This is a genomic window from Duganella sp. GW821-FHT07F09 (assembly GCF_059418705.1).
The window spans coordinates 187,779-205,789 of sequence record NZ_JBWKQJ010000009.1; the positions used below are offsets into that span (position 1 = coordinate 187,779).

At 61.4% G+C, this 18,011-nt stretch carries 16 protein-coding genes and 1 tRNA gene; 4 read left to right on the forward strand and 13 right to left on the reverse strand.

The window, feature by feature from the left end; translation table 11 throughout:
- Window positions 1-97: 97 nt before the first annotated feature.
- A complete protein-coding gene (locus AC07P1_RS23275; RefSeq protein WP_494698078.1) occupies window positions 98-1,003 on the forward strand; it encodes a bifunctional helix-turn-helix transcriptional regulator/GNAT family N-acetyltransferase in 906 nt (301 codons plus the stop codon).
- 13 nt (window positions 1,004-1,016) lie between these two features.
- Here the strand turns inward: AC07P1_RS23275 and AC07P1_RS23280 are convergent, their stop codons facing one another.
- Window positions 1,017-2,504, reverse strand: coding sequence for a tryptophan halogenase family protein (locus AC07P1_RS23280; RefSeq protein WP_494698079.1), 1,488 nt, complete (start codon window positions 2,502-2,504; stop codon window positions 1,017-1,019).
- A gap of 199 nt (window positions 2,505-2,703) precedes the next feature.
- Between AC07P1_RS23280 and AC07P1_RS23285 the strand changes: the two genes are divergently transcribed.
- Entirely contained in the window at window positions 2,704-3,387 is a 684-nt protein-coding gene (locus AC07P1_RS23285) for a hypothetical protein (RefSeq protein WP_494698080.1), read from the forward strand.
- Window positions 3,388-3,467: 80 nt separating this feature from the next.
- Here the strand turns inward: AC07P1_RS23285 and AC07P1_RS23290 are convergent, their stop codons facing one another.
- Both AC07P1_RS23290 and AC07P1_RS23295 read right to left on the reverse strand, forming a co-directional pair.
- On the reverse strand, window positions 3,468-4,571 hold the full coding sequence (locus AC07P1_RS23290; protein WP_494698081.1) for a Gfo/Idh/MocA family protein: 1,104 nt from the start codon (window positions 4,569-4,571) through the stop codon (window positions 3,468-3,470).
- A 115-nt stretch (window positions 4,572-4,686) separates the two neighbouring features.
- Window positions 4,687-5,313 (reverse strand): LysE family translocator, encoded by a 627-nt coding sequence (locus AC07P1_RS23295; protein WP_494698082.1) that lies wholly within the window; start codon window positions 5,311-5,313, stop codon window positions 4,687-4,689.
- 150 nt (window positions 5,314-5,463) lie between these two features.
- Here AC07P1_RS23295 and AC07P1_RS23300 point away from each other — a divergent pair, with 150 nt between their 5' ends.
- Window positions 5,464-5,940 (forward strand): DUF3016 domain-containing protein, encoded by a 477-nt coding sequence (locus AC07P1_RS23300; protein WP_494698083.1) that lies wholly within the window; start codon window positions 5,464-5,466, stop codon window positions 5,938-5,940.
- Window positions 5,941-6,009: 69 nt separating this feature from the next.
- Here the strand turns inward: AC07P1_RS23300 and AC07P1_RS23305 are convergent, their stop codons facing one another.
- From AC07P1_RS23305 to ybiB, 9 genes are all read right to left on the reverse strand, one after another.
- Complete coding sequence (locus AC07P1_RS23305) at window positions 6,010-6,336, reverse strand: hypothetical protein (protein WP_494698084.1); 327 nt, start codon at window positions 6,334-6,336, stop codon at window positions 6,010-6,012.
- A 67-nt stretch (window positions 6,337-6,403) separates the two neighbouring features.
- Window positions 6,404-7,786 (reverse strand): type II toxin-antitoxin system HipA family toxin YjjJ, encoded by a 1,383-nt coding sequence (gene yjjJ, locus AC07P1_RS23310; protein WP_494698085.1) that lies wholly within the window; start codon window positions 7,784-7,786, stop codon window positions 6,404-6,406.
- Window positions 7,787-8,015: 229 nt separating this feature from the next.
- Window positions 8,016-8,094, reverse strand: a tRNA-Ile gene (locus AC07P1_RS23315).
- Between the two features lie 103 nt (window positions 8,095-8,197).
- The gene (gene rpoD, locus AC07P1_RS23320; RefSeq protein WP_494698086.1) at window positions 8,198-10,441 is read right to left on the reverse strand and encodes an RNA polymerase sigma factor RpoD; all 2,244 of its coding nucleotides are present in this window, start codon (window positions 10,439-10,441) and stop codon (window positions 8,198-8,200) included.
- A gap of 515 nt (window positions 10,442-10,956) precedes the next feature.
- A complete protein-coding gene (gene dnaG, locus AC07P1_RS23325; RefSeq protein WP_494698087.1) occupies window positions 10,957-12,753 on the reverse strand; it encodes a DNA primase in 1,797 nt (598 codons plus the stop codon).
- A 121-nt stretch (window positions 12,754-12,874) separates the two neighbouring features.
- Window positions 12,875-13,324 (reverse strand): GatB/YqeY domain-containing protein, encoded by a 450-nt coding sequence (locus AC07P1_RS23330; protein ID WP_494698088.1) that lies wholly within the window; start codon window positions 13,322-13,324, stop codon window positions 12,875-12,877.
- Window positions 13,325-13,456: 132 nt separating this feature from the next.
- Window positions 13,457-13,669, reverse strand: a complete 213-nt coding sequence (gene rpsU / locus AC07P1_RS23335; protein ID WP_008451879.1) for a 30S ribosomal protein S21 — start codon at window positions 13,667-13,669, stop codon at window positions 13,457-13,459.
- A 205-nt stretch (window positions 13,670-13,874) separates the two neighbouring features.
- A complete protein-coding gene (locus tag AC07P1_RS23340) occupies window positions 13,875-15,083 on the reverse strand; it encodes a BaiN/RdsA family NAD(P)/FAD-dependent oxidoreductase (protein WP_494698089.1) in 1,209 nt (402 codons plus the stop codon).
- Between the two features lie 80 nt (window positions 15,084-15,163).
- Entirely contained in the window at window positions 15,164-16,153 is a 990-nt protein-coding gene (gene ybiB / locus AC07P1_RS23345; RefSeq protein WP_494698090.1) for a DNA-binding protein YbiB, read from the reverse strand.
- 112 nt (window positions 16,154-16,265) lie between these two features.
- Between ybiB and AC07P1_RS23350 the strand changes: the two genes are divergently transcribed.
- A complete protein-coding gene (locus AC07P1_RS23350; RefSeq protein WP_494698091.1) occupies window positions 16,266-17,324 on the forward strand; it encodes a 3-deoxy-7-phosphoheptulonate synthase in 1,059 nt (352 codons plus the stop codon).
- 180 nt (window positions 17,325-17,504) lie between these two features.
- Here the strand turns inward: AC07P1_RS23350 and AC07P1_RS23355 are convergent, their stop codons facing one another.
- Window positions 17,505-17,819, reverse strand: coding sequence for a Rieske (2Fe-2S) protein (locus tag AC07P1_RS23355; protein ID WP_494698092.1), 315 nt, complete (start codon window positions 17,817-17,819; stop codon window positions 17,505-17,507).
- Between the last annotated feature and the right edge of the window lie 192 nt (window positions 17,820-18,011).

The following is an 18,011-nucleotide window of genomic DNA, read 5'->3' on the forward strand; positions in this document are numbered from 1 at the left end:
CGCCTGCCCCGCGCGCCATGTTGACCGCACGGCACCAGGACGGTATAGTCGCTCAAAGTACTTGCCGAAGGCAATCAAATCAACCGGGCGGAGTGGCATGGATCAGCATATGCAGCAACAGGCCGAGGTCGTACGGCAATTCAATCGTTTTTACACCGTGCATCTGGGATTGCTGCGCGGGCGCTACCTTGACACCGACTACTCGCTCAGCGAAAGCAGGATGCTGTACGAGCTGTCGCAAAGCCCGGGCTGCACCGCCAATCATTTGCGCACCAAGCTCGGCCTGGACGCCGGCTACATGAGCCGCATGGTGCGCTCGCTGACCGAGCGCGGGCTGGTCGAGGGCGTGCGCTCGGCGCAGGACAAGCGCGCCACCTTGCTGAGCTTGACCGCCAATGGCCAAGCCGTGATCGCCGACATCAATCACCGCGTCTCGTCGGAAACGGTGCGCATGCTGGACCAGTTGGGCGAGGCGCAGCGCGCCGAGTTGTTGGCGGCGATGAACAAGGTGCGGGAAATCCTGTCGCCGCCGTCCACACGCCTTGTGCGCGCCACGGCCGCGCAGCTGAACGACGCGCGCCACCTGCTGTACGAATACTTCGACGTCATCGGCGTGGTGCTGCGCGACGACGACGACGCCATCCGCGCCTTCCTCGACGAGGCCGGCTCGGCGATGTGGATCGCCTACGTGGACGGCGCCCCGGCAGGCTGCGTGGCGATGCGCCCGCTGCCCGGTGTGGACACAACCGGCGCCGGGGGCGGCGCGGTCGAATGCAAACGCCTCTACGTTGCCGACCGCTACCGCCGGCGCGGGCTGTCGCAGGCGCTGATGCGGGCGCTGGAAGAGCACGCCGCGCAGGCCGGCCACACGGCCGTGTATCTCGACACCAAGGACGACCTGCACGCGGCGATCAGGCTGTACGATCAGCTGGCCTATGAACGCTGCGAACGCTACAACGACAATCCGCAGGCGACCATCTTCATGCGCAAGCGGCTGCGTTGAACATCGGCCGGCTTTACTTGGCGACGGCGCGCGCGAGGTAATCGGCGACGTACGGCATGGCGGACACCTTTTTAATGATGTCCGCGCGCACGCCCGCCATGTGGGCTTGCAAGGCATCCCTGTCGATGGCGGCGACAAACGGATCGTCGGCCTTCGGCACCACGCCCAGCCCCAGCAACATCGAAATGAACGACGGATCGCCGAACCCGTCGTGATCGTAGATGACCACCCTGCCGGTTTCGCGGAACAGCTCGATCTGGTGCCTCACGCTGTCCGGGATCGGCATGTTGGCGCAGTAGCGCCAGAACTCGGTATCGGTGCGTTGGGTCAGCTTGTAATGCATGATGATGAAGTCGCGCACGGACTCGTAGCGATACGCCATGTAGCGGTTGAACTCGGCGGTAGATTCGGGCAGGAAATCGCGATCGGGGAAGCACTCGATCAGCTTGCCCACCGCGTTCTCGATCAGGTTGATGCTGGTCGATTCCAGCGGCTCGATGAAGCCGGCCGCCAGGCCGAGGGCCACGCAGTTTTTGATCCACGATTTGCGGCGCCGCCCGGTGACGAAGCGCAGTTGCCGGGGCTCGTCGAGCGGCGCGCCGTCGAGGCCGTCGATCAGCACGCGGGCCGCCTCGTCGTCGGTGGTGAAGGCGTTGCTGTAGACGTGGCCGTTGCCGGTACGGTGCTGCAACGGAATGCGCCACTGCCAGCCGGCGGCCTTGGCGGTGGCGGTGGTGAACGGTTCCAGCTTCTCGGCCTTGGCGCACAACATCGCCAGCGCACTGTTGCACGGCAGCTGGTCGCTCCAATCGTCATAGCCGGCTTTGAGCGCGCCCTCGATCAGCAAGCCGCGGAAGCCCGAGCAATCGATGAAGAAATCGCCATCGATGCGGCGGCCGTCCTTCAATTTCACGGCGGCGATGAAGCCGTCCTCGGGCCGCAGCTCGACGTCGTTGATGGTCGCCTCGATGCGCGTCACGCCGCGCTCGATGGCGTACTCGCGCAGATGGATCGCGTACAGGGCGGCGTCGAAATGGAAGCCGTAGGAATACGGATCGTCGGGGTTGGCCGGCGCGAAGCGGTGGTTGCGCGCCATCACCGTCGAGATCGACCAGTTTTCATACGATGGGATGTTCTTGTCGACGCGCGCCAGATGCAGCCAGTGCATGTGCGGCGAACGGCCCCCTATCTTCGGCCCGAAGTCGCCGAAGCCGTGGAAGAAACGGTTGCCGATATAGCCCCAATCCTTGAATTCGATCCCGAGCTTGAACGAGGCCTGGGTTTTGCGGAGGAATTCGGCGTGGTCCAGGCCCAGCGAGGCGTTGAAATAGCGGATGGTCGGCAGGGTCGCCTCGCCGACCCCGACGGTGGCGATGTCGGGCGACTCGATCAGCACGATCTCGCAGTCCTTGCCCAGCCGCTGGGCCAAGGGCGCGGCCGCCATCCAACCGGCGGTGCCGCCACCAACAATCACTATCTTCTTCAACCTTCTGTCCGTCATATCGTCTCCTGGGTCTGGACAGTCGTACGCTGTCTCTCAGGAAAGTATAACAACGACTTCGTCGACAATAGCCGGACTGGGCAAAATCAGCGGGGCAAAACGTCAAAATCGTAATCGCCGGCACAACAAAGTGGGCGCGGGATGCAAGCGACTGTGAGAAAATGGCGCCCAATAATTGACGATTCGACTAGCGCCCATCATGCCCACGATTGAACCCCTGACACTGACTTTGGCGGAACTGGCCGCCCGCTGGAATATGACGGCAAAACAAGTTCTGGAATACGCCCCGGCGCATGGCCTGCCGATGTACTTTTACTTCGACGGCCTGGTATTCAATTTCGGCGACAAATGGCACCGCGCCAACGGCGACGCCAGCATCGCCCAGGACCTGGACTCGCACCAGACCCGCGCCGCCGCCATCGAGATCGACCTGCAACGGCAGACCTTGCACAAACGCGGCCTGCTGAAACTGACGCAGTGGGAAGAAGCGCTCACCGACGACGAGCTCAGCCATCAGCAAGCGGAGTCCGACCGCCTGACCGAGGAGATCGTCCGGCTGACGGCGCTGCTCAAGCAACGCGGCGAGGACCGCCAGAACCATGTGCGCAACGGCCTGCTGCGCGCCGCGCCCAGGACCTTGCACGAAATCGCCGAGCACGGCAAAACGCGCTTCCCGCAATTCGCCTTCATGCCGCACACCCCGCCGGGCGGCGAGGTGGAGGAAAAGGTCACCGCCGGCGCCGTGATCGCCATGGAGGACGGCTTTCCGCTGAAGGAACTGCTGACGGAGGACGACCTCGTGATCTCTATGCTGGACATCAAGATCGCCGAGGAAGCCGGCTCGGACCTGTTGAAGCAATCTAAACCACGTAGGGCGGATTAGCGAAGCGTAATCGGCCATCGGCGAGCCGCCGACGGCCCATAGATGGCCGCTTACGGCGTTCCGCCTAATCCGCCCTACAATTACAACACGATCCGCTTCTGCTCGCGGGCCGACTTGTAGATCGCCTCGATGATGCGCATGTCGCGCAGTCCTTCCTCGCCGGGAACGATGGGTTCGCGGTTGTCGATCACGCAGGTCGACATATGGTCGAGCTGGCCCGCCCACTGGGTCTTGCCCGGCCCCGGCGGCGGCGTGATCTCGTTGCTGCGCCCGCTCCCGACCCACAAGCGGTGACCGCTGTACGGCGTCCCCGGCTCCAGCTCGATACGGCCCTTGTCGCCCATCAGCAGGATATGGTTTTGATTCGCGCTGTACATCGACATGCACGAACCGATCACACCGGAAGGAAACTCCAGCTGGAACTCGATCATGTCCTCGACCTCGCGGAAGCGCGGATCGGAGCGATCCGTGGTCTCCTTGGCGTACACGGCGATAGGCTCCTCGCCGGTCATGTAGCGCGCCGCCTGCAGCGCATAGATACCGATATCCATCAGCGAACCGCCGCCCGACATCGCCTTCTTCAAGCGCCACGACGACGTCCCGCCCGCCGTGAAACCGTGCTCGGAACGGAAATAGCGCAGCTTGCCGATCTCGCCCGCGCGCGCCCGGCGGATCGCCTCCAGGTTGTACGGCTCGAAGTGGCTGCGGTAGCCGATCATCAATTTCTTGCCCGCTTTTTTGCAGGCCGCGATCATCGTCTCGCACTCGGCGGCGGACAAGGCCATCGGCTTCTCGCACAGGATGTGTTTGCCGGCGGCGGCGCCACGGACCGTGTATTCCTTGTGCATGAAAACAGGCAGGCAGATGTAGATGACATCGACCTCGGGATTGTCCTTCAGCTTGTCGTAGCTCTTGTAATCGTAGATGCCGGACTCCGGCACGCCGTACTCGGCCGCCACGCGCTTGGCCTTGGCGGGATCGCCGCTGACCAGCGCGACCAGCTTGCTGTGCTGGCAGTTTTTGAACTGGGGAATGATGATGCCCAGGCCGTAACCGCCCAGGCCGACAATCGCATAACCGAGTTTGCGTTCCGGCGTCGCGGCCCATACCGGAGCGCCGACCGCCGTCGCCGCCAGGGCGCCGCCAGCGGCAAGAACAAGACTGCGCCGATCCAGATCTATCATCCCGTTTCTCCTCATTAGCGTTAATTGGCGTTTGTTTTGAACGGCAATTTTAGTATAGAAGCAACGCGCGCGATTGGATGGGCGCGGAAAAATTCCGGCCGCTCCGGCGCGGTCCTCAGCGCGCGGATGCCAGCAGCGAAACGAACATCGATCCCGAGAACGCCAGCAGCACGCCGGCCGCGATGCGATGCACCAGAGGCTGGCGCGGCGTCGCGCCGGGGTAGGCCAGCACGGCCGAGCCCATCGCGATCCACAGCGCAGCAATCGGCAGCAACAGGCTACTGAACAGCAAGTAAGCCTGCGACAGCGCTGCGGCGCCGTCGGCAAGTGGAGGAAACACCACGGTGGCGAAGAAGAACGCCTTCGGGTTCAGCAAGGTCACGAAAAACAAGTCGCGCGGACCGATGGCGGCGCTGCCTGCAGCGCCGGCCTGGGGCGCGGTGCGCCACAATTTGATCGCCGAGTAAGCGATGTAAGTCGCCGCGCAGGCGCGCGCCACCGTGGGCGCCCAAGGCGCGACTGCGGCGGCCAGCGCCAGGAAGGCGCACCAAATGCCGATAGCGATCATGTATCCCCCCCACTCGGCAGCGATCAGACGCAGCGAGCGGCGGAATCCATCGCGGCTTCCCGCCAGGAACAGCAGCGTATTGGTGGGACCTGGCGTCAACAACACGGCGGCAACGGTCAGCGCCATCAGGGTAGTGCCATGCGGCGCCAGTTGCGACAGGGAAGGCAAATTCATCGGTTATCCTTTTTTGTGGAAGCGCTTGCGGCGGTAATTTTGGCATGTATGCAACTGGATGCCCAGCAAAATATGCGTTGGATGAACTGCCGCTGGAATGAGCGTATATTGATAGCTCACCGAAAGTCATCGCAAAAGGATTTGTCATTCATGAGTAAGTTCATCCGCAACGTCGGAACGGTCGCCGCGTTTCTGCTGGCCTGCGCCAGCGCCTCGGCGGCGACGGTCACCTACATCAATCCGGAAAAAATGACGGACGTGCCGCGCTTTGCTTCGGACCGCGAATCGATGGAAATGATTTTCCGTGAGCACATCAATCTGCTGGCGTCCAAGCTGCCGGCGGGACAGGAATTGAAGGTCGAATTTATCGATATCGATTTGGCCGGCGATGTATTTCCTAGGGTGCCGGTGCGGGATATCCGCGTGATGAAGGGACAGGCGGACTGGCCGAGGATGCATCTGCGCTACAGCATCGAGCAGGACGGCAAAGTGCTGCGCAGCGGCGACCGTGAATTGTCCGATCCGAACTATCTGATGGGTTCGCGCAGCTATAACCAGGACCTGTACGGACACGACAAACAGATGCTCGATGACTGGTTCAGGAAAGAAATCATGCCGGCACGTTAAAGCGCGGCACTGGACTGCGGTACACTGAATACTTGTATTTTAAAAAAACCCGCTGGAGCGGGCTGGTTCTTACATAAGTCCAAACTTTCTCAACAAACCGGGCAGTATCTGCGCAAGTATCACGGCGGTGACAACCCATAGAATAATGGTTGTCTTGGCCTCGGCGAGGTCCGACTTGGTCGCGGAAGTGGCCTTGAGGATTCCAAGGTCCAACTTTATCGCGGCAAGCTCGGTTTCAAGTTTCTCAATGCGCTTTTCCATCCGCCCATCATCCCCGCTGTCTGACGCCTTGTCAATCGGAGGAGGCGACGGCGGACGGGTGTCGTAAGGCATAGCGGCGAAAGGCAAAAAATGAATTTTGTGGGCACACGAGCCTGGGCTTTTTTCTATTTCCAACACCAGATTTTACGGGCATCACTGGCCACTGCCGCGACCCAAGGCAAACTCGCCCACGGAACTTATGTCACATTCCGGAGTCGCTGATATTCTCAACGTATGCAGCAGGCACTAATGGACGCAAAGCGGCAATGTGACGATCCGCAATCCCCTTGAAGTCATCCGATATTCGGGAATCGCTCAGTACGGCGCGCCAAAACTGTATGGCCATGTCGTGGCACTTCGCTAAATGCCGCAATTCCAACCGGCCCAAGTAGTTTGCCGTCCACTCGCGCGCCACAATTTCGCCGTGGGCATTGGGACGGTAGAGCATTGGCAGCATGTCATAGGCATCAAGCAGACGATGTTTACGCTCGAACGTCCAGGCGACGGCGATATTTCCATGATGCTTATCGGTGTTGCCGATGAGCGCGCCAAAGAGGTCGAGGATCTCGACCGTCACGATGTCTTTCTCGGCCAGTTCGCCAAGACGCCCGAGCTCGCGCGCGACGGCAGTCCAGCTTTGATCCATCATCCCGAGGTCGCCATCCAATGCGGAAAAGGTAGCCATCGGACGCCGCCCTTTTAATCCCACTCGGTCGAATCGGACAACCTCCAGGAAAACGCGCTCTTTAAATTCCAGGATCGAGGTTTTGGCTGCGGCGATACCATTGAGGGCGAGAACTTGTAAGGCGAGATGTTCACATACAAGTAAATCTCCCCAACGCCGCCCGGAAGGCATATCGAGCGGCGGAGAGAATTTGACGATGACATGTTCGATCAACCCGCCATCAGCGTCGCGTCGAATCACCGCAGTAAATTTAGGCTGCTCGCCGCCGGCTGACGACCCTGGGGCCTCCCCTTGCATGGACTCTTCGGCCATCCTTGGATAGCGTTGGGCGCGCTCTTCATCCGATATGACGGAACGTTCTTCGACTGCGGAAGACTCGATGTACCGCGCATACGATTCGTTCCCGAGAATGAGGTCGCCGACGGCGTTCTCGCTACGCCTTGAGATGTACTTGAGAACTTGCTCATCCGTCCAGTGCAAAATATCCGCTGGCAGATCCAGATCCCTGTGCCTTCCCGGCTCCATGCGGCCCAAAAACCCTTGCGGACGGAGATCGCGCACAAAAAACGGCATGCCTTGGTACACGTCGTAGCTTGTCCCCTCAAGCGGCATCATGGCGTAGAACTCACCTTGAAGAACATCGAGGTATCCTACTGGCTCAGGCCGCCCTTCTTCGGAAACGCGAAATACAGGGATTGGAGCATGGACTCCCGGGGCCGGACGCCTCAAGGCATACAGTCGTGCCTTACTCGCGCCAAGTGCGACACCGTCTCGGACGGCCGCCCATAGACGGGAGAAGGTCGGCTGACTGACATCCAATGCTTGCAGGATGGCTGCCGTTTTGCTGGGCCCCCGCTGTAGAAGACTGAGCAGCTTGGCCAGGTTGTCTGCTTTAGCCACAATATAGGACGTAGTGAATAGGAATATTTAGCTGATTCCCATAGTAGCGAACCGCTTTTTGAATGCCATAGTGAATAGCATCACGAATAGAACCATCGTATCATAGCATTGCTATGGAAGTCTCAACCGCTGTCGACGCGGCTGATGGAAAGGGTTTCAAGCCACAAATAAAAAAGGGTTAGCGCGATCGCCAACCCTTTGTGTCCCTGCTTTGTGTTACTACCGAATTTGGTGGGCCTCCCGTGAGTCGAACACGGCACCAACGGATTATGAGTCCGCTGCTCTAACCAAGCATGAGCTAGAGGCCCAGGGTGTTGCAGATGCGCTGGGAACCGGCTAGCCCCTCCTACGCGCGCTCGCTTTTAAAACGAACTCGCGAGCATAAGGGCTAGCACCGGCGCTAGTCAAGCCTTAGTTGCCTTCTAAGAAGCTTTTCAGCTTGTCGGAACGGCTAGGATGACGCAGCTTGCGCAGGGCCTTGGCTTCGATCTGACGGATGCGCTCGCGGGTGACGTCGAACTGCTTGCCGACCTCCTCCAGCGTGTGGTCGGTCGACATTTCGATGCCGAAACGCATGCGCAGCACCTTGGCTTCGCGCGGCGTCAGCGAGTCGAGCACGTCTTTGACGACGCCGCGCATCGAGGCGTGCAGCGCGGCGTCGGACGGCGCCAGCGTGTTGTTGTCCTCGATGAAGTCGCCCAGATGCGAGTCGTCGTCGTCGCCGATCGGCGTCTCCATCGAAATCGGTTCCTTGGCGATCTTCATGATCTTGCGGATCTTGTCTTCCGGCATTTCCATCTTGATGGCCAACGTCGCCGGATCGGGCTCGGCGCCGGTTTCCTGCAGAATCTGGCGGGAAATCCGGTTCATCTTGTTGATGGTTTCGATCATGTGCACCGGAATGCGGATGGTGCGCGCCTGGTCGGCGATCGAGCGCGTGATGGCCTGACGGATCCACCACGTCGCATAGGTCGAGAACTTGTAGCCGCGACGGTATTCGAACTTGTCGACCGCCTTCATCAGGCCGATATTGCCTTCCTGGATCAGGTCGAGGAATTGCAGGCCGCGATTGGTGTACTTCTTGGCGATCGAGATCACCAGGCGCAAGTTGGCCTCGGTCATTTCGCGCTTGGCCTTGCGCGCCTTCATTTCACCGGCCGCCATCTGGCGGTTGATGTTGCGCAGGTCCGGCAGCGGCAGCACGACGCGCGCTTGCAGGTCGATCAGGCGCTGTTGCAGTTCCTTGATCGTCGGAATGTTGCGGCCGAGGATGGCGCTGTAGGCGTGGCCGGCGTTGACTTCGCCGTCGACCCAGTCCAGATTGGTTTCATTGCCCGGGAAGACCTTGATGAAGTGGGCGCGCGGCATGCCGCACTTGTTGACCGCGACGTCGAGGATCTGCTTCTCGATGTGGCGCACTTCGTCGACCTGGCCGCGCAAGGTGTCGCACAGCTTCTCGACGACCTTGGCGGTGAAGCGGATGCCCAGCAGTTCGAACGAGATCGCTTCCTGGGCCTTGATGTAGGCCTTGGAGTTGTAGCCTTCCTTCTCGAAGGCGCGGCGCATCTTGTCGAATTGGGTGGAGATGACGTCGAACTTGTCGAGCGCGGCGTTCTTCAACGCTTCGAGCTGTTCGGCCGAGAAACCGGCGGCGCCGGAGGCGCTCGCTTCTTCCTCTTCCTCTTCTTCCTCTTCTTCCTCTTCCTCTTCCTCGTCGTCCTCTTCGGCCGGCGCGGCGACCACGGGCGCTGCGACCTCGTCGCTGTCATCGACCAGGCCGTCGACGATTTCGTCGATCTTGATCTCGTCGGCGCGGATGCGGTCGGAGGCGGCGATGATCTCGGCGATCGTCACCGGGCAGGCGGAGATGGCCTGGATCATGTCCTTGAGGCCGTCCTCGATGCGCTTGGCGATTTCGATCTCGCCCTCGCGCGTCAGCAGCTCGACCGAACCCATCTCGCGCATGTACATGCGGACCGGGTCGGTGGTGCGGCCGAAGTCGGAGTCGACCGTCGACAGCGCGGCCTCGGCGGCGGCCTCGGCCTCGTCATCGCTGGTGACGGTGGCCACGTTGTCCGACAGTAGCAGGGTCTCGGCGTCCGGCGCGTGCTCGTAGACGGCGATACCCATGTCGTTGAAGGTGCCGATGATGCCCTCGATCGCTTCCGGATCGACGATGTTCTCTGGCAGGTGGTCATTGATCTCGGCGTACGTGAGGAAGCCGCGTTCCTTGCCGAACTTGATCAGGGTCTTGAGTTTCTGGCGGCGGCGTTCGAGCTCTTCCTCGGTCGCTTCGGTGTCCGACGAGAAGGCGTCCTTGAGCAGCGCCTTTTCCTTGGCCTTGCGGTCCTTGGCCTTGGCCTTGTCCACGGCCTTGAGCTCGGCGCGTTCGACCGCGTTCAGCGCGGCGACTTCGTCATTTTCTGGCTGGAATTCTTTCGGCTTGCGCCCGCGCCGGCCCGGCACTTTGACCGATGGCAGCACGTAGCCCGAGGTATCGATGGCCGCGAGGGTGGCGGCGTCCGTGGTCTGGCTGACCGCGGGCGGGTTGCCGCTGGCGACGCGCGTTTCCGACTTGTCCGCGGTCTTGGCGGATTGGGCGGTCACTTTGCTCGGCTTTGCAGCCGCTTTGGATTCAGGTTTCTTGATTGGCACAGGCGCTTTCGATTACACAACGACTTGCTTATTTAGGATAAAGTTTCTTGCGGTTCAATTTGTTTGGAACCTACGTCTTCGAACTTGCCGACACAAGTTCGACAATACTACGACTTACTTACACCCGGTCAGACCGATCGACGTCAACAGAACTCCACCGCTGTCGGCAAAATTCTACTGCATCCGGACACGTGCGTGGGGGCAAGAAACCATGACTAGGTTAGACAGCAAACAGAAAGTCCGCTGATAGCGTCCCACTGGAGGTTCGCCGACTAAACCAAAGCTGGCCCTGGCCGCCGACACTGCGTCTTTCCATGTCGATCAAGAGCCTAACTTACTGAAAACAAACACACTCTGAACAAAAAACGATGCCAAAAGATACAACACTTAGCGTTTTATTATAGCACGTCACTTTTCAATATCCAGAGGGAAGAGCCCCGGTTCCCCCTCCGGAAACATGACAGAAACATGACATTCCAAAACGCCCGGCAACACCTCCACGCCGCACTGCAACATTATCGGTTCGCCAACTCCGCCTGCGCTTCGCGCAACAGTTGATCTTGTTGCGAAGTCAACTCCCGATAACGCACACCAATCTCGTCGGATGACAGGCCGGCGGCGAACAACTGACTCAATTCCTGCTTCAACGCATCGTTCTTGACCTGGCGGATCGCGCCGCGCAGGAATGCCCGCACTGCATCAAAATCGGACTCGGACTCCTTGACCACTTCGGCGATGATGCCGTCGTACTCGTCGCCCTGCGACTTCAAATGTTGCGCGAACGCCGCAAAACTGCCGTTCGGCCCCATCGCCTGCGCCGCCACCACCAGCTGCGCAAGGCGCTCGGCCGGCTCGGCGCCGAAGAACTCGAACGCCTTCAACGCCGCCGCGTCGATATCGAGCGACAGCGGCGGATGCGCCACCAACAGCCGCACGATCTGCAATTCCAATCCCACCGGCACCGGACGCCCGCTGCGGGGCGGCGCCTTGCGGGCCACCGCCACCGGCTTGGCCAGCTCGAACAGCACCTCGATCTCGGACGGCGTGGTCTGCGTCAACTGCGCCAGGCCGCGCACGATCTGCAGGCGCAACGCCGTCGGCGTCATCGATTGCAGCAGCGGCTTGGCGTCGAACTGGGCGCGGGCCCTGCCCTCCGGACTCTGCAAATCGTGCTCGCCGACCACTTCCTTGATCAGGAACTGCGACAGCGGCATCGCTTCGTGTATTTCCTGCTCGAACGCTTCCTTGCCATGCGCGCGGACGTAGCTGTCCGGATCGTGCTCGGTCGGCAGGAACAGGAACTTGATGGTCTTGTTGTCCGTCACGTGCGGCAGACAGGCTTCCAGCGCGCGCCGTGCGGCGCGGCGGCCGGCCTTGTCGCCGTCGAAACTGAAAATCACCATGTCGGTCTGACGCAACAGTTTCTGTACATGATGTGTGGTGCAGGCCGTACCCAGGGTCGCCACCGCTTGCGGGAACCCCATCTGCGCCAGCGCCACCACATCCATATAGCCTTCCGTCACCAGCACATAACCCGCGTCGCGGATCGCCTGGCGCGCCTCGAACAAGCCATACAGCTCGAATCCCTTTGAAAATAAAGGCGTTTCGGGAGAATTCAAGTACTTCGGTTCGCCGTGGTCGAGCACCCGGCCGCCAAAGGCGATGACCTGGCCCTTGGTATTCTTAATAGGAAACATGATCCGCTCGCGGAAGCGGTCGTAGCGTTTGCGGTTGCCGCCATCCTCGTCGACCTTGTCGATGACCAGGCCGGCCTCGGCCAGCGCCACCGCCTCGTAGTCGGGGAAGATGCTTTTCAGGCCGTCCCAGCCGGCCGGCGCGTAGCCCAGGCCGAAGCGGGCGGCGATTTCGCCGGTCAGGCCGCGATTTTTCAGGTAGGCGATGGCGTCGGTGGCGCCGCGCAGTTGGGCGCGGTAAAAATCGCACGCCTGCGTCATCGCGTCCGACAAGGCCAGGCTTTGCGCCTGCATCTGCGCGCGTTGCGCTGGCGGAATCTTGTCGTCTTGCTCAGGTACGACCATGCCGACGTTCTGCGCCAGGTCTTTGACGGCGTCGACAAAGCCCATGCCGGAGTATTCGATCAGGAAGCCGATCGAGGTGCCGTGGGCGCCGCAGCCGAAGCAATGGTAAAACTGTTTGGTCGGACTGACCGTGAAGCTGGGCGACTTTTCGCTGTGGAACGGGCACAGGCCCATGAAGTTCGCACCGCCTTTTTTCAGCTGCACGTAGCGTCCGACAACGTCGACGATATCGACGCGGTTCAACAAATCGGAGATGAATGATTGTGGGATCACAGGGCTGAGCGGTCGGGTAATTTTTCAGACTATACCGCCGCGCCGATCCGGTTTTGATGCGAATCAAGGCACGGCGGAGGTAAAAACGGCGCTGACAGCGCGCCAACATGCGACACGCTGATTATGCCGGGGACAACGCCTTCTTGACCAGTGCCGACACGACGGTCATGTCGGCGCGGCCGGCCAGCTTCGGCTTGACGATGGCCATGACCTTGCCCATGTCCTGCGGACCGGCGGCGCCCGAAGCGGCCACGGCGGCGGCCACTTCGGCGGCGATTTCCTCGTCCGACAGGCCGGCCGGCATGTAGGCGGTCAGTACGACCAGTTCGGCTTTCTCGATATCGGCCAGATCCTGGCGGTTGCCGGCTTCGAACTGGGTGATCGAATCCTTGCGCTGCTTGATCATTTTTTCCACGATGGCGACGGTCTGTTCGTCGTTGACCTCGATACGCTCGTCGACTTCCTTGCGCTTGATCTCGGCCAGGATCAGGCGGATGGTGGCTAGGCGCGACGCTTCCTTGGCGCGCATCGCGTTTTTCATGTCTTCGGTGATTTGTTCTCTCAGGCCCATGGCGATTTCTCTCAGTAAATTAACAGTGTATAAATGCGAAAACCCGCTGCGGGTGACCGGAGCGGGTATCTTCTAAAACTCAACCCGCGGCGCAAGCGCCATGCTGCCGGGTTGGGTCTGCGTAAAGCAGAATTAGAACAGTTTTTTCGGCAGTTGCTGGCTGCGGATGCGCTTGTAGTGACGCTTCACGGCGGCTGCCAGCTTGCGCTTACGCTCAGCCGTTGGCTTTTCGTAGAACTCGCGTGCGCGCAGTTCGGTCAGCAGACCGGTTTTTTCGATGGTGCGTTTGAAGCGACGCATTGCGACTTCGAACGGCTCGTTTTCTTTAAGGCGAATAGTGGTCATGTAAAAATTCAAACCGTTTGAGGTTATAGGGAGAAAGAGACTATAGCAGCTTTTGCAGCAAAATGGAACCCCACAGGCCGCGTGGACGGCCCGTCGTGTGGTTTTCCCTGCAAAAACAATGCGGCATCAGTGACACAACCTGAGGCAATCTTTCTATAACTTCAACGATTGCACAAGCGCCGCTACAGCAGGAAAGACGAGTATATCAGACGGACTGCCCCGCCGCCACACCCGATGCCCACGCCCACTGGAAATTGTAGCCGCCCAGCCAGCCGGTGACGTCCACCGCCTCGCCGATAAAGTACAGGCCGGGCACCTTGGTGACCATCATGGTCTGCTGCGACAACTCGCGGGTGTCGACGCCGCCGCGCGTCACTTCGGCCTTTTTGTAGCCTTCCGAACCGTTCGGCGTCAGGGTCCACTGGTTGATGGCGGCGCCCAGCTTGCGCAGTTGCGCGTCCGGCAGGTCGGCCAGGCGCGCGTCCAGCGCGAAACCGTGCGCCAGCAGCAAACCTTCGGCCAGGCGCGCCGGCAGCCACTGCGACAGCACATTGCCCAGCTGCTTCTTGATGGTGCCCTTGCCTTCGATCAAGGTGGCGGCCAGGTCCATTTCCGGGATCAGGTTGATGACGATGGGCGTGCCCGGCGTCCAGTAGCTGGAAATTTGCAGGATCGCCGGACCGGACAGGCCACGGTGCGTGAACAGCAAGTCTTCGCGGAAGCGTCCGCCGGTCGGGTTGCGGCCCTTGAAGGAACCGGTCTCGACGTCGACTTCCAGCGCGATGCCGGCCATTTCGACGAACGGCGCCCAGGCTTGTGGGTCGAAGGTCAGCGGCACCAGCGCCGGGCGCGGCTCGACCATGCGCAGCTCGAACTGCTGGGCGATGCGGTAGCCGAAGTCGGTCGCGCCGATTTTCGGGATCGACAGGCCACCGGTGGCGATCACCACGCTATCGGCTTCGATCGTGCCGCTATCGGTCTGCAGGACGAAGCCGCCCTCACCGCCCTGCTCGACGCTCTCGACCTTGCACGGCATCCACCAATGGACGTCGCCGGCGGCGCATTCGTCCTTGAGCATCTCGATGATCTGTTCGGCCGAGTCGTCGCAGAACAGCTGACCGCGATGTTTCTCGTGGTAGCCGATGCGGTGCTTCTTGACCAGCGCGACGAAATCGGCCGCCGTGTAGCGCGACAAGGCGCTCTTGCAGAAGTGGGGATTCTCCGACAGGAAGTTGGCCGGACCGGCGTTGATGTTGGTGAAGTTGCAGCGCCCGCCGCCGGAGATGCGAATTTTCTCGGCCAGCTTGGTGGCGTGGTCGACCAGCACCACGCGCTTGCCGCGCTGGGCCGCCGTCGCCGCGCACATCATGCCGGCCGCGCCCGCGCCGATTACTGCCACATCAAACTTTGCCATTTTGGAATCCCATCAGATAAGGGGCGGTATTGTACGCGAGTCGCGCCGGCCGCCCCCTAGTTGGCCCCTACCCGGCCAACTTACTCGATCGGCTCGCTGACCCGCTGGCGCGACTGCAAGGTGCGCGACACCAGCAGACACTGCGCCACCTGCTCGGCGATCGACGGCGGCACCGGCACCTCGCCGCGCAGCACCGACGAGATCCACTCGGCGGTGGCCGCCGCGCTTTTGTCTTCCGGCAGCACCGGCAGCTCGCCGACCTGGGTTTGCTTGGGCACCAGGGTCGTGCGCAGGCCGCCGTGGAACCAGTCGATCTGTTGCGCCTTGTTGGCGTTGGCCACCGTTTCGCCCTCTGTGCCGCGCATCAGGAAGGCGTCGCCGCGCTCGTGCAGCGCCGACGTGGTGAAGTACTCGCCCAGCATTTCCAGGTATTCGGGGTGGGTGTAGGACACCAGCCGCAGCGCCGGTCCGGCGAACGGCTGCATGATCTTGACCAGGGTGTGGGTCGAATTGCGCACGCCCAACCGGCGCCGCAGCGACAGCATGTACGCCAGCTTCGGCGCCAGCGCGTCGATGGTGATGAAGGCGACGTGGCCCTTGGCGATCTCCTCCTCCGCCTCGGCACGGTGCCGCACCGCCGTCACGCCCAGCGCCTCGAACACCTCGGCGCTGGCGACGCGGCCGAGGTCGTGCGCCACGCCGTGCACCAGCACCGGCACGCCTTCGCGCGCCAACAGCATGGCCAGCAGCGGCGTCAGGTTGGCCATCTTGCGGGCGCCGTTGTAGCTTGGAATACACACCGGCGCGAACTGCCCCGGCGGCGCCGTCAGCGGTTCGAACGAGCCCTCGGCGGCGTCGAGGAAGCCGGCGATCTCCTCCACCGACTCGCCCTTGATGCGCATGGACAGCAAAATGCCGCCCAGCTCCAGGTCGGACACGCGTCCGTCGAGCATGGCTTGATAGAGGTCGTGGGCGTCGTCGCGCGTCATGCTGCGGGCGCCGTTTTTGCCGCGGCCGATCTCCTTGATGAGTCGGGCGGCGAGGAAGGGTTCGGTGTTCGTTATCGTCATGGCACCAAGCTTATACGATTTTGCCGAAATGTGAAAAAACCTTACTGGCGGAACCGGTATTAGCTAATTCGGCTACACTATGTATCCCCTCGAAAAGAAATACAGTTCAATCATGATTTCCCCAGACATCGAAAATATCAACGTCACCTCGTTCGCGCCGATGCCGTCGCCCGAGGCACTGCACGGCAAGCTGCCGCTGACCGACAGCGCGTCCGAGACCGTCATGAAGGGCCGCGAAGCCCTGCGCAACATCATCGACCGCAAGGACAAGCGCCTGTTCGTGGTGGTCGGCCCGTGCTCGATCCACGACCCGGTCGCCGGCCTGGACTACGCCCGCCGCCTGAAGGTGCTGCAGGCCGAAGTGGCCGACACCATGCTGCTGGTGATGCGCGTGTATTTCGAAAAGCCGCGCACCACCACCGGCTGGAAGGGCTATATCAACGATCCGGACATGGACGACTCGTTCCGCGTCAACGTCGGCATGGAAAAGGCGCGCCAGTTCCTGCTGGACGTCTGCGAGCTGGGCCTGCCGACCGCGACCGAGGCGCTGGACCCGATCTCGCCGCAATACCTGGGCGACCTGATCGCCTGGACCGCGATCGGCGCGCGCACCACCGAATCGCAGACCCACCGCGAAATGTCGTCGGGCCTGTCGACGCCGGTCGGCTTCAAGAACGGCACCGACGGCGACATCAGCATCGCCATCAACGCCATCCTGTCGTCGGCGCATCCGCACTCGTTCCTGGGTATCAACGCGCAAGGCAATGTATCGATCGTACGCACGCGCGGCAACGCCTACGGCCACGTGGTGTTGCGCGGCGGCGACGGCCGTCCCAACTACGATTCGGTGTCGATCGCGATCGCCGAGCAGGCGCTGGCCAAGGCCAAGCTGCCAGCCAATCTGGTGGTCGATTGCTCGCACGCCAACAGCTACAAAAAGCCGGAATTGCAGCCGCTGGTGATGGGTGACGTCATCCATCAAATCGTGCAGGGCAACCAGTCGCTGGTGGGCGTGATGATCGAATCGAACATCGTCGGCGGCAACCAGAAGATTCCGGCCGATCTGAGCCAGTTGAAATACGGCTGCTCGGTGACCGACGGCTGCATCGATTGGGAAACCACCGAAAAGATGTTGCGCGACGCGCATCAGCAGTTGTTGAAGCGTCCGTAAATTAGCATGAGGCGCTGGCGGCTCGGTGGCGGATTACGGCGTTCCGCCTAATCCGCCCTACGTGTCTCAGTGGTGCGGCGAGACCGCCGGCCACTAAAAGGCGCTCACACGTGGAGACACGTAGGGCGGATTAGCGCAGCGTAATCCGCCACCGCGCCGCCAACGGTTTATCGATTGCCATTAACCGAATGCCATCACCCGCGTTGCCACGCCAAACGATCCGGCCAGCGCCGCCTCGGCCTTGCTGGCGGGCTCGCTCAACTCCTCCAGGTCCAGGTAGACCTTGCAATCCTCGACCTTGACGGAATAGCGCCGCGCAACGCTCTCGCGCGGCTCGACGCCGAGCGTCTCCAGCACGGCGAACACGCTTTCCTCGTCGGTACGGTACAGCGCCACGCCCGGCAACTCCTGCCAAGCCAGTCCACGCGGCACAAGGCGCGCGCCGCTCAGCGGCACATCCTTCACTTTGCAAATCAGCTTCCATTGTTCCGACATAGCGCCCTCCGGCTGTCAACTTACTGTCCCTTCTCTAAGCAAAACTGGTGCCACAGGGCAAATACGTTAAATCCGGGTCAAACCCTGTCCTGTTGGCAAAATTGCGCACCCGCCCGGTGCGCTGCTTGCATCGAGTGGTGCGGCGATGCAAGGTCAACGGGCGCGCTTTCCATTACAATGGCGGATTACACT

What these genes read in the sequence shown, in the direction of transcription:
- AC07P1_RS23275 (WP_494698078.1), top strand. Translation starts at nt 98, where the DNA reads ATGGATCAGCATATGCAGCAACAGGCCGAGGTCGTACGGCAATTCAAT.
- AC07P1_RS23280 (WP_494698079.1), bottom strand. Translation starts at nt 2,504, where the DNA reads ATGACGGACAGAAGGTTGAAGAAGATAGTGATTGTTGGTGGCGGCACC.
- AC07P1_RS23285 (WP_494698080.1), top strand. Translation starts at nt 2,704, where the DNA reads ATGCCCACGATTGAACCCCTGACACTGACTTTGGCGGAACTGGCCGCC.
- AC07P1_RS23290 (WP_494698081.1), bottom strand. Translation starts at nt 4,571, where the DNA reads ATGATAGATCTGGATCGGCGCAGTCTTGTTCTTGCCGCTGGCGGCGCC.
- AC07P1_RS23295 (WP_494698082.1), bottom strand. Translation starts at nt 5,313, where the DNA reads ATGAATTTGCCTTCCCTGTCGCAACTGGCGCCGCATGGCACTACCCTG.
- AC07P1_RS23300 (WP_494698083.1), top strand. Translation starts at nt 5,464, where the DNA reads ATGAGTAAGTTCATCCGCAACGTCGGAACGGTCGCCGCGTTTCTGCTG.
- AC07P1_RS23330 (WP_494698088.1), bottom strand. Translation starts at nt 13,324, where the DNA reads ATGGGCCTGAGAGAACAAATCACCGAAGACATGAAAAACGCGATGCGC.
- rpsU (WP_008451879.1), bottom strand. Translation starts at nt 13,669, where the DNA reads ATGACCACTATTCGCCTTAAAGAAAACGAGCCGTTCGAAGTCGCAATG.
- AC07P1_RS23340 (WP_494698089.1), bottom strand. Translation starts at nt 15,083, where the DNA reads ATGGCAAAGTTTGATGTGGCAGTAATCGGCGCGGGCGCGGCCGGCATG.
- ybiB (WP_494698090.1), bottom strand. Translation starts at nt 16,153, where the DNA reads ATGACGATAACGAACACCGAACCCTTCCTCGCCGCCCGACTCATCAAG.
- AC07P1_RS23350 (WP_494698091.1), top strand. Translation starts at nt 16,266, where the DNA reads ATGATTTCCCCAGACATCGAAAATATCAACGTCACCTCGTTCGCGCCG.
- AC07P1_RS23355 (WP_494698092.1), bottom strand. Translation starts at nt 17,819, where the DNA reads ATGTCGGAACAATGGAAGCTGATTTGCAAAGTGAAGGATGTGCCGCTG.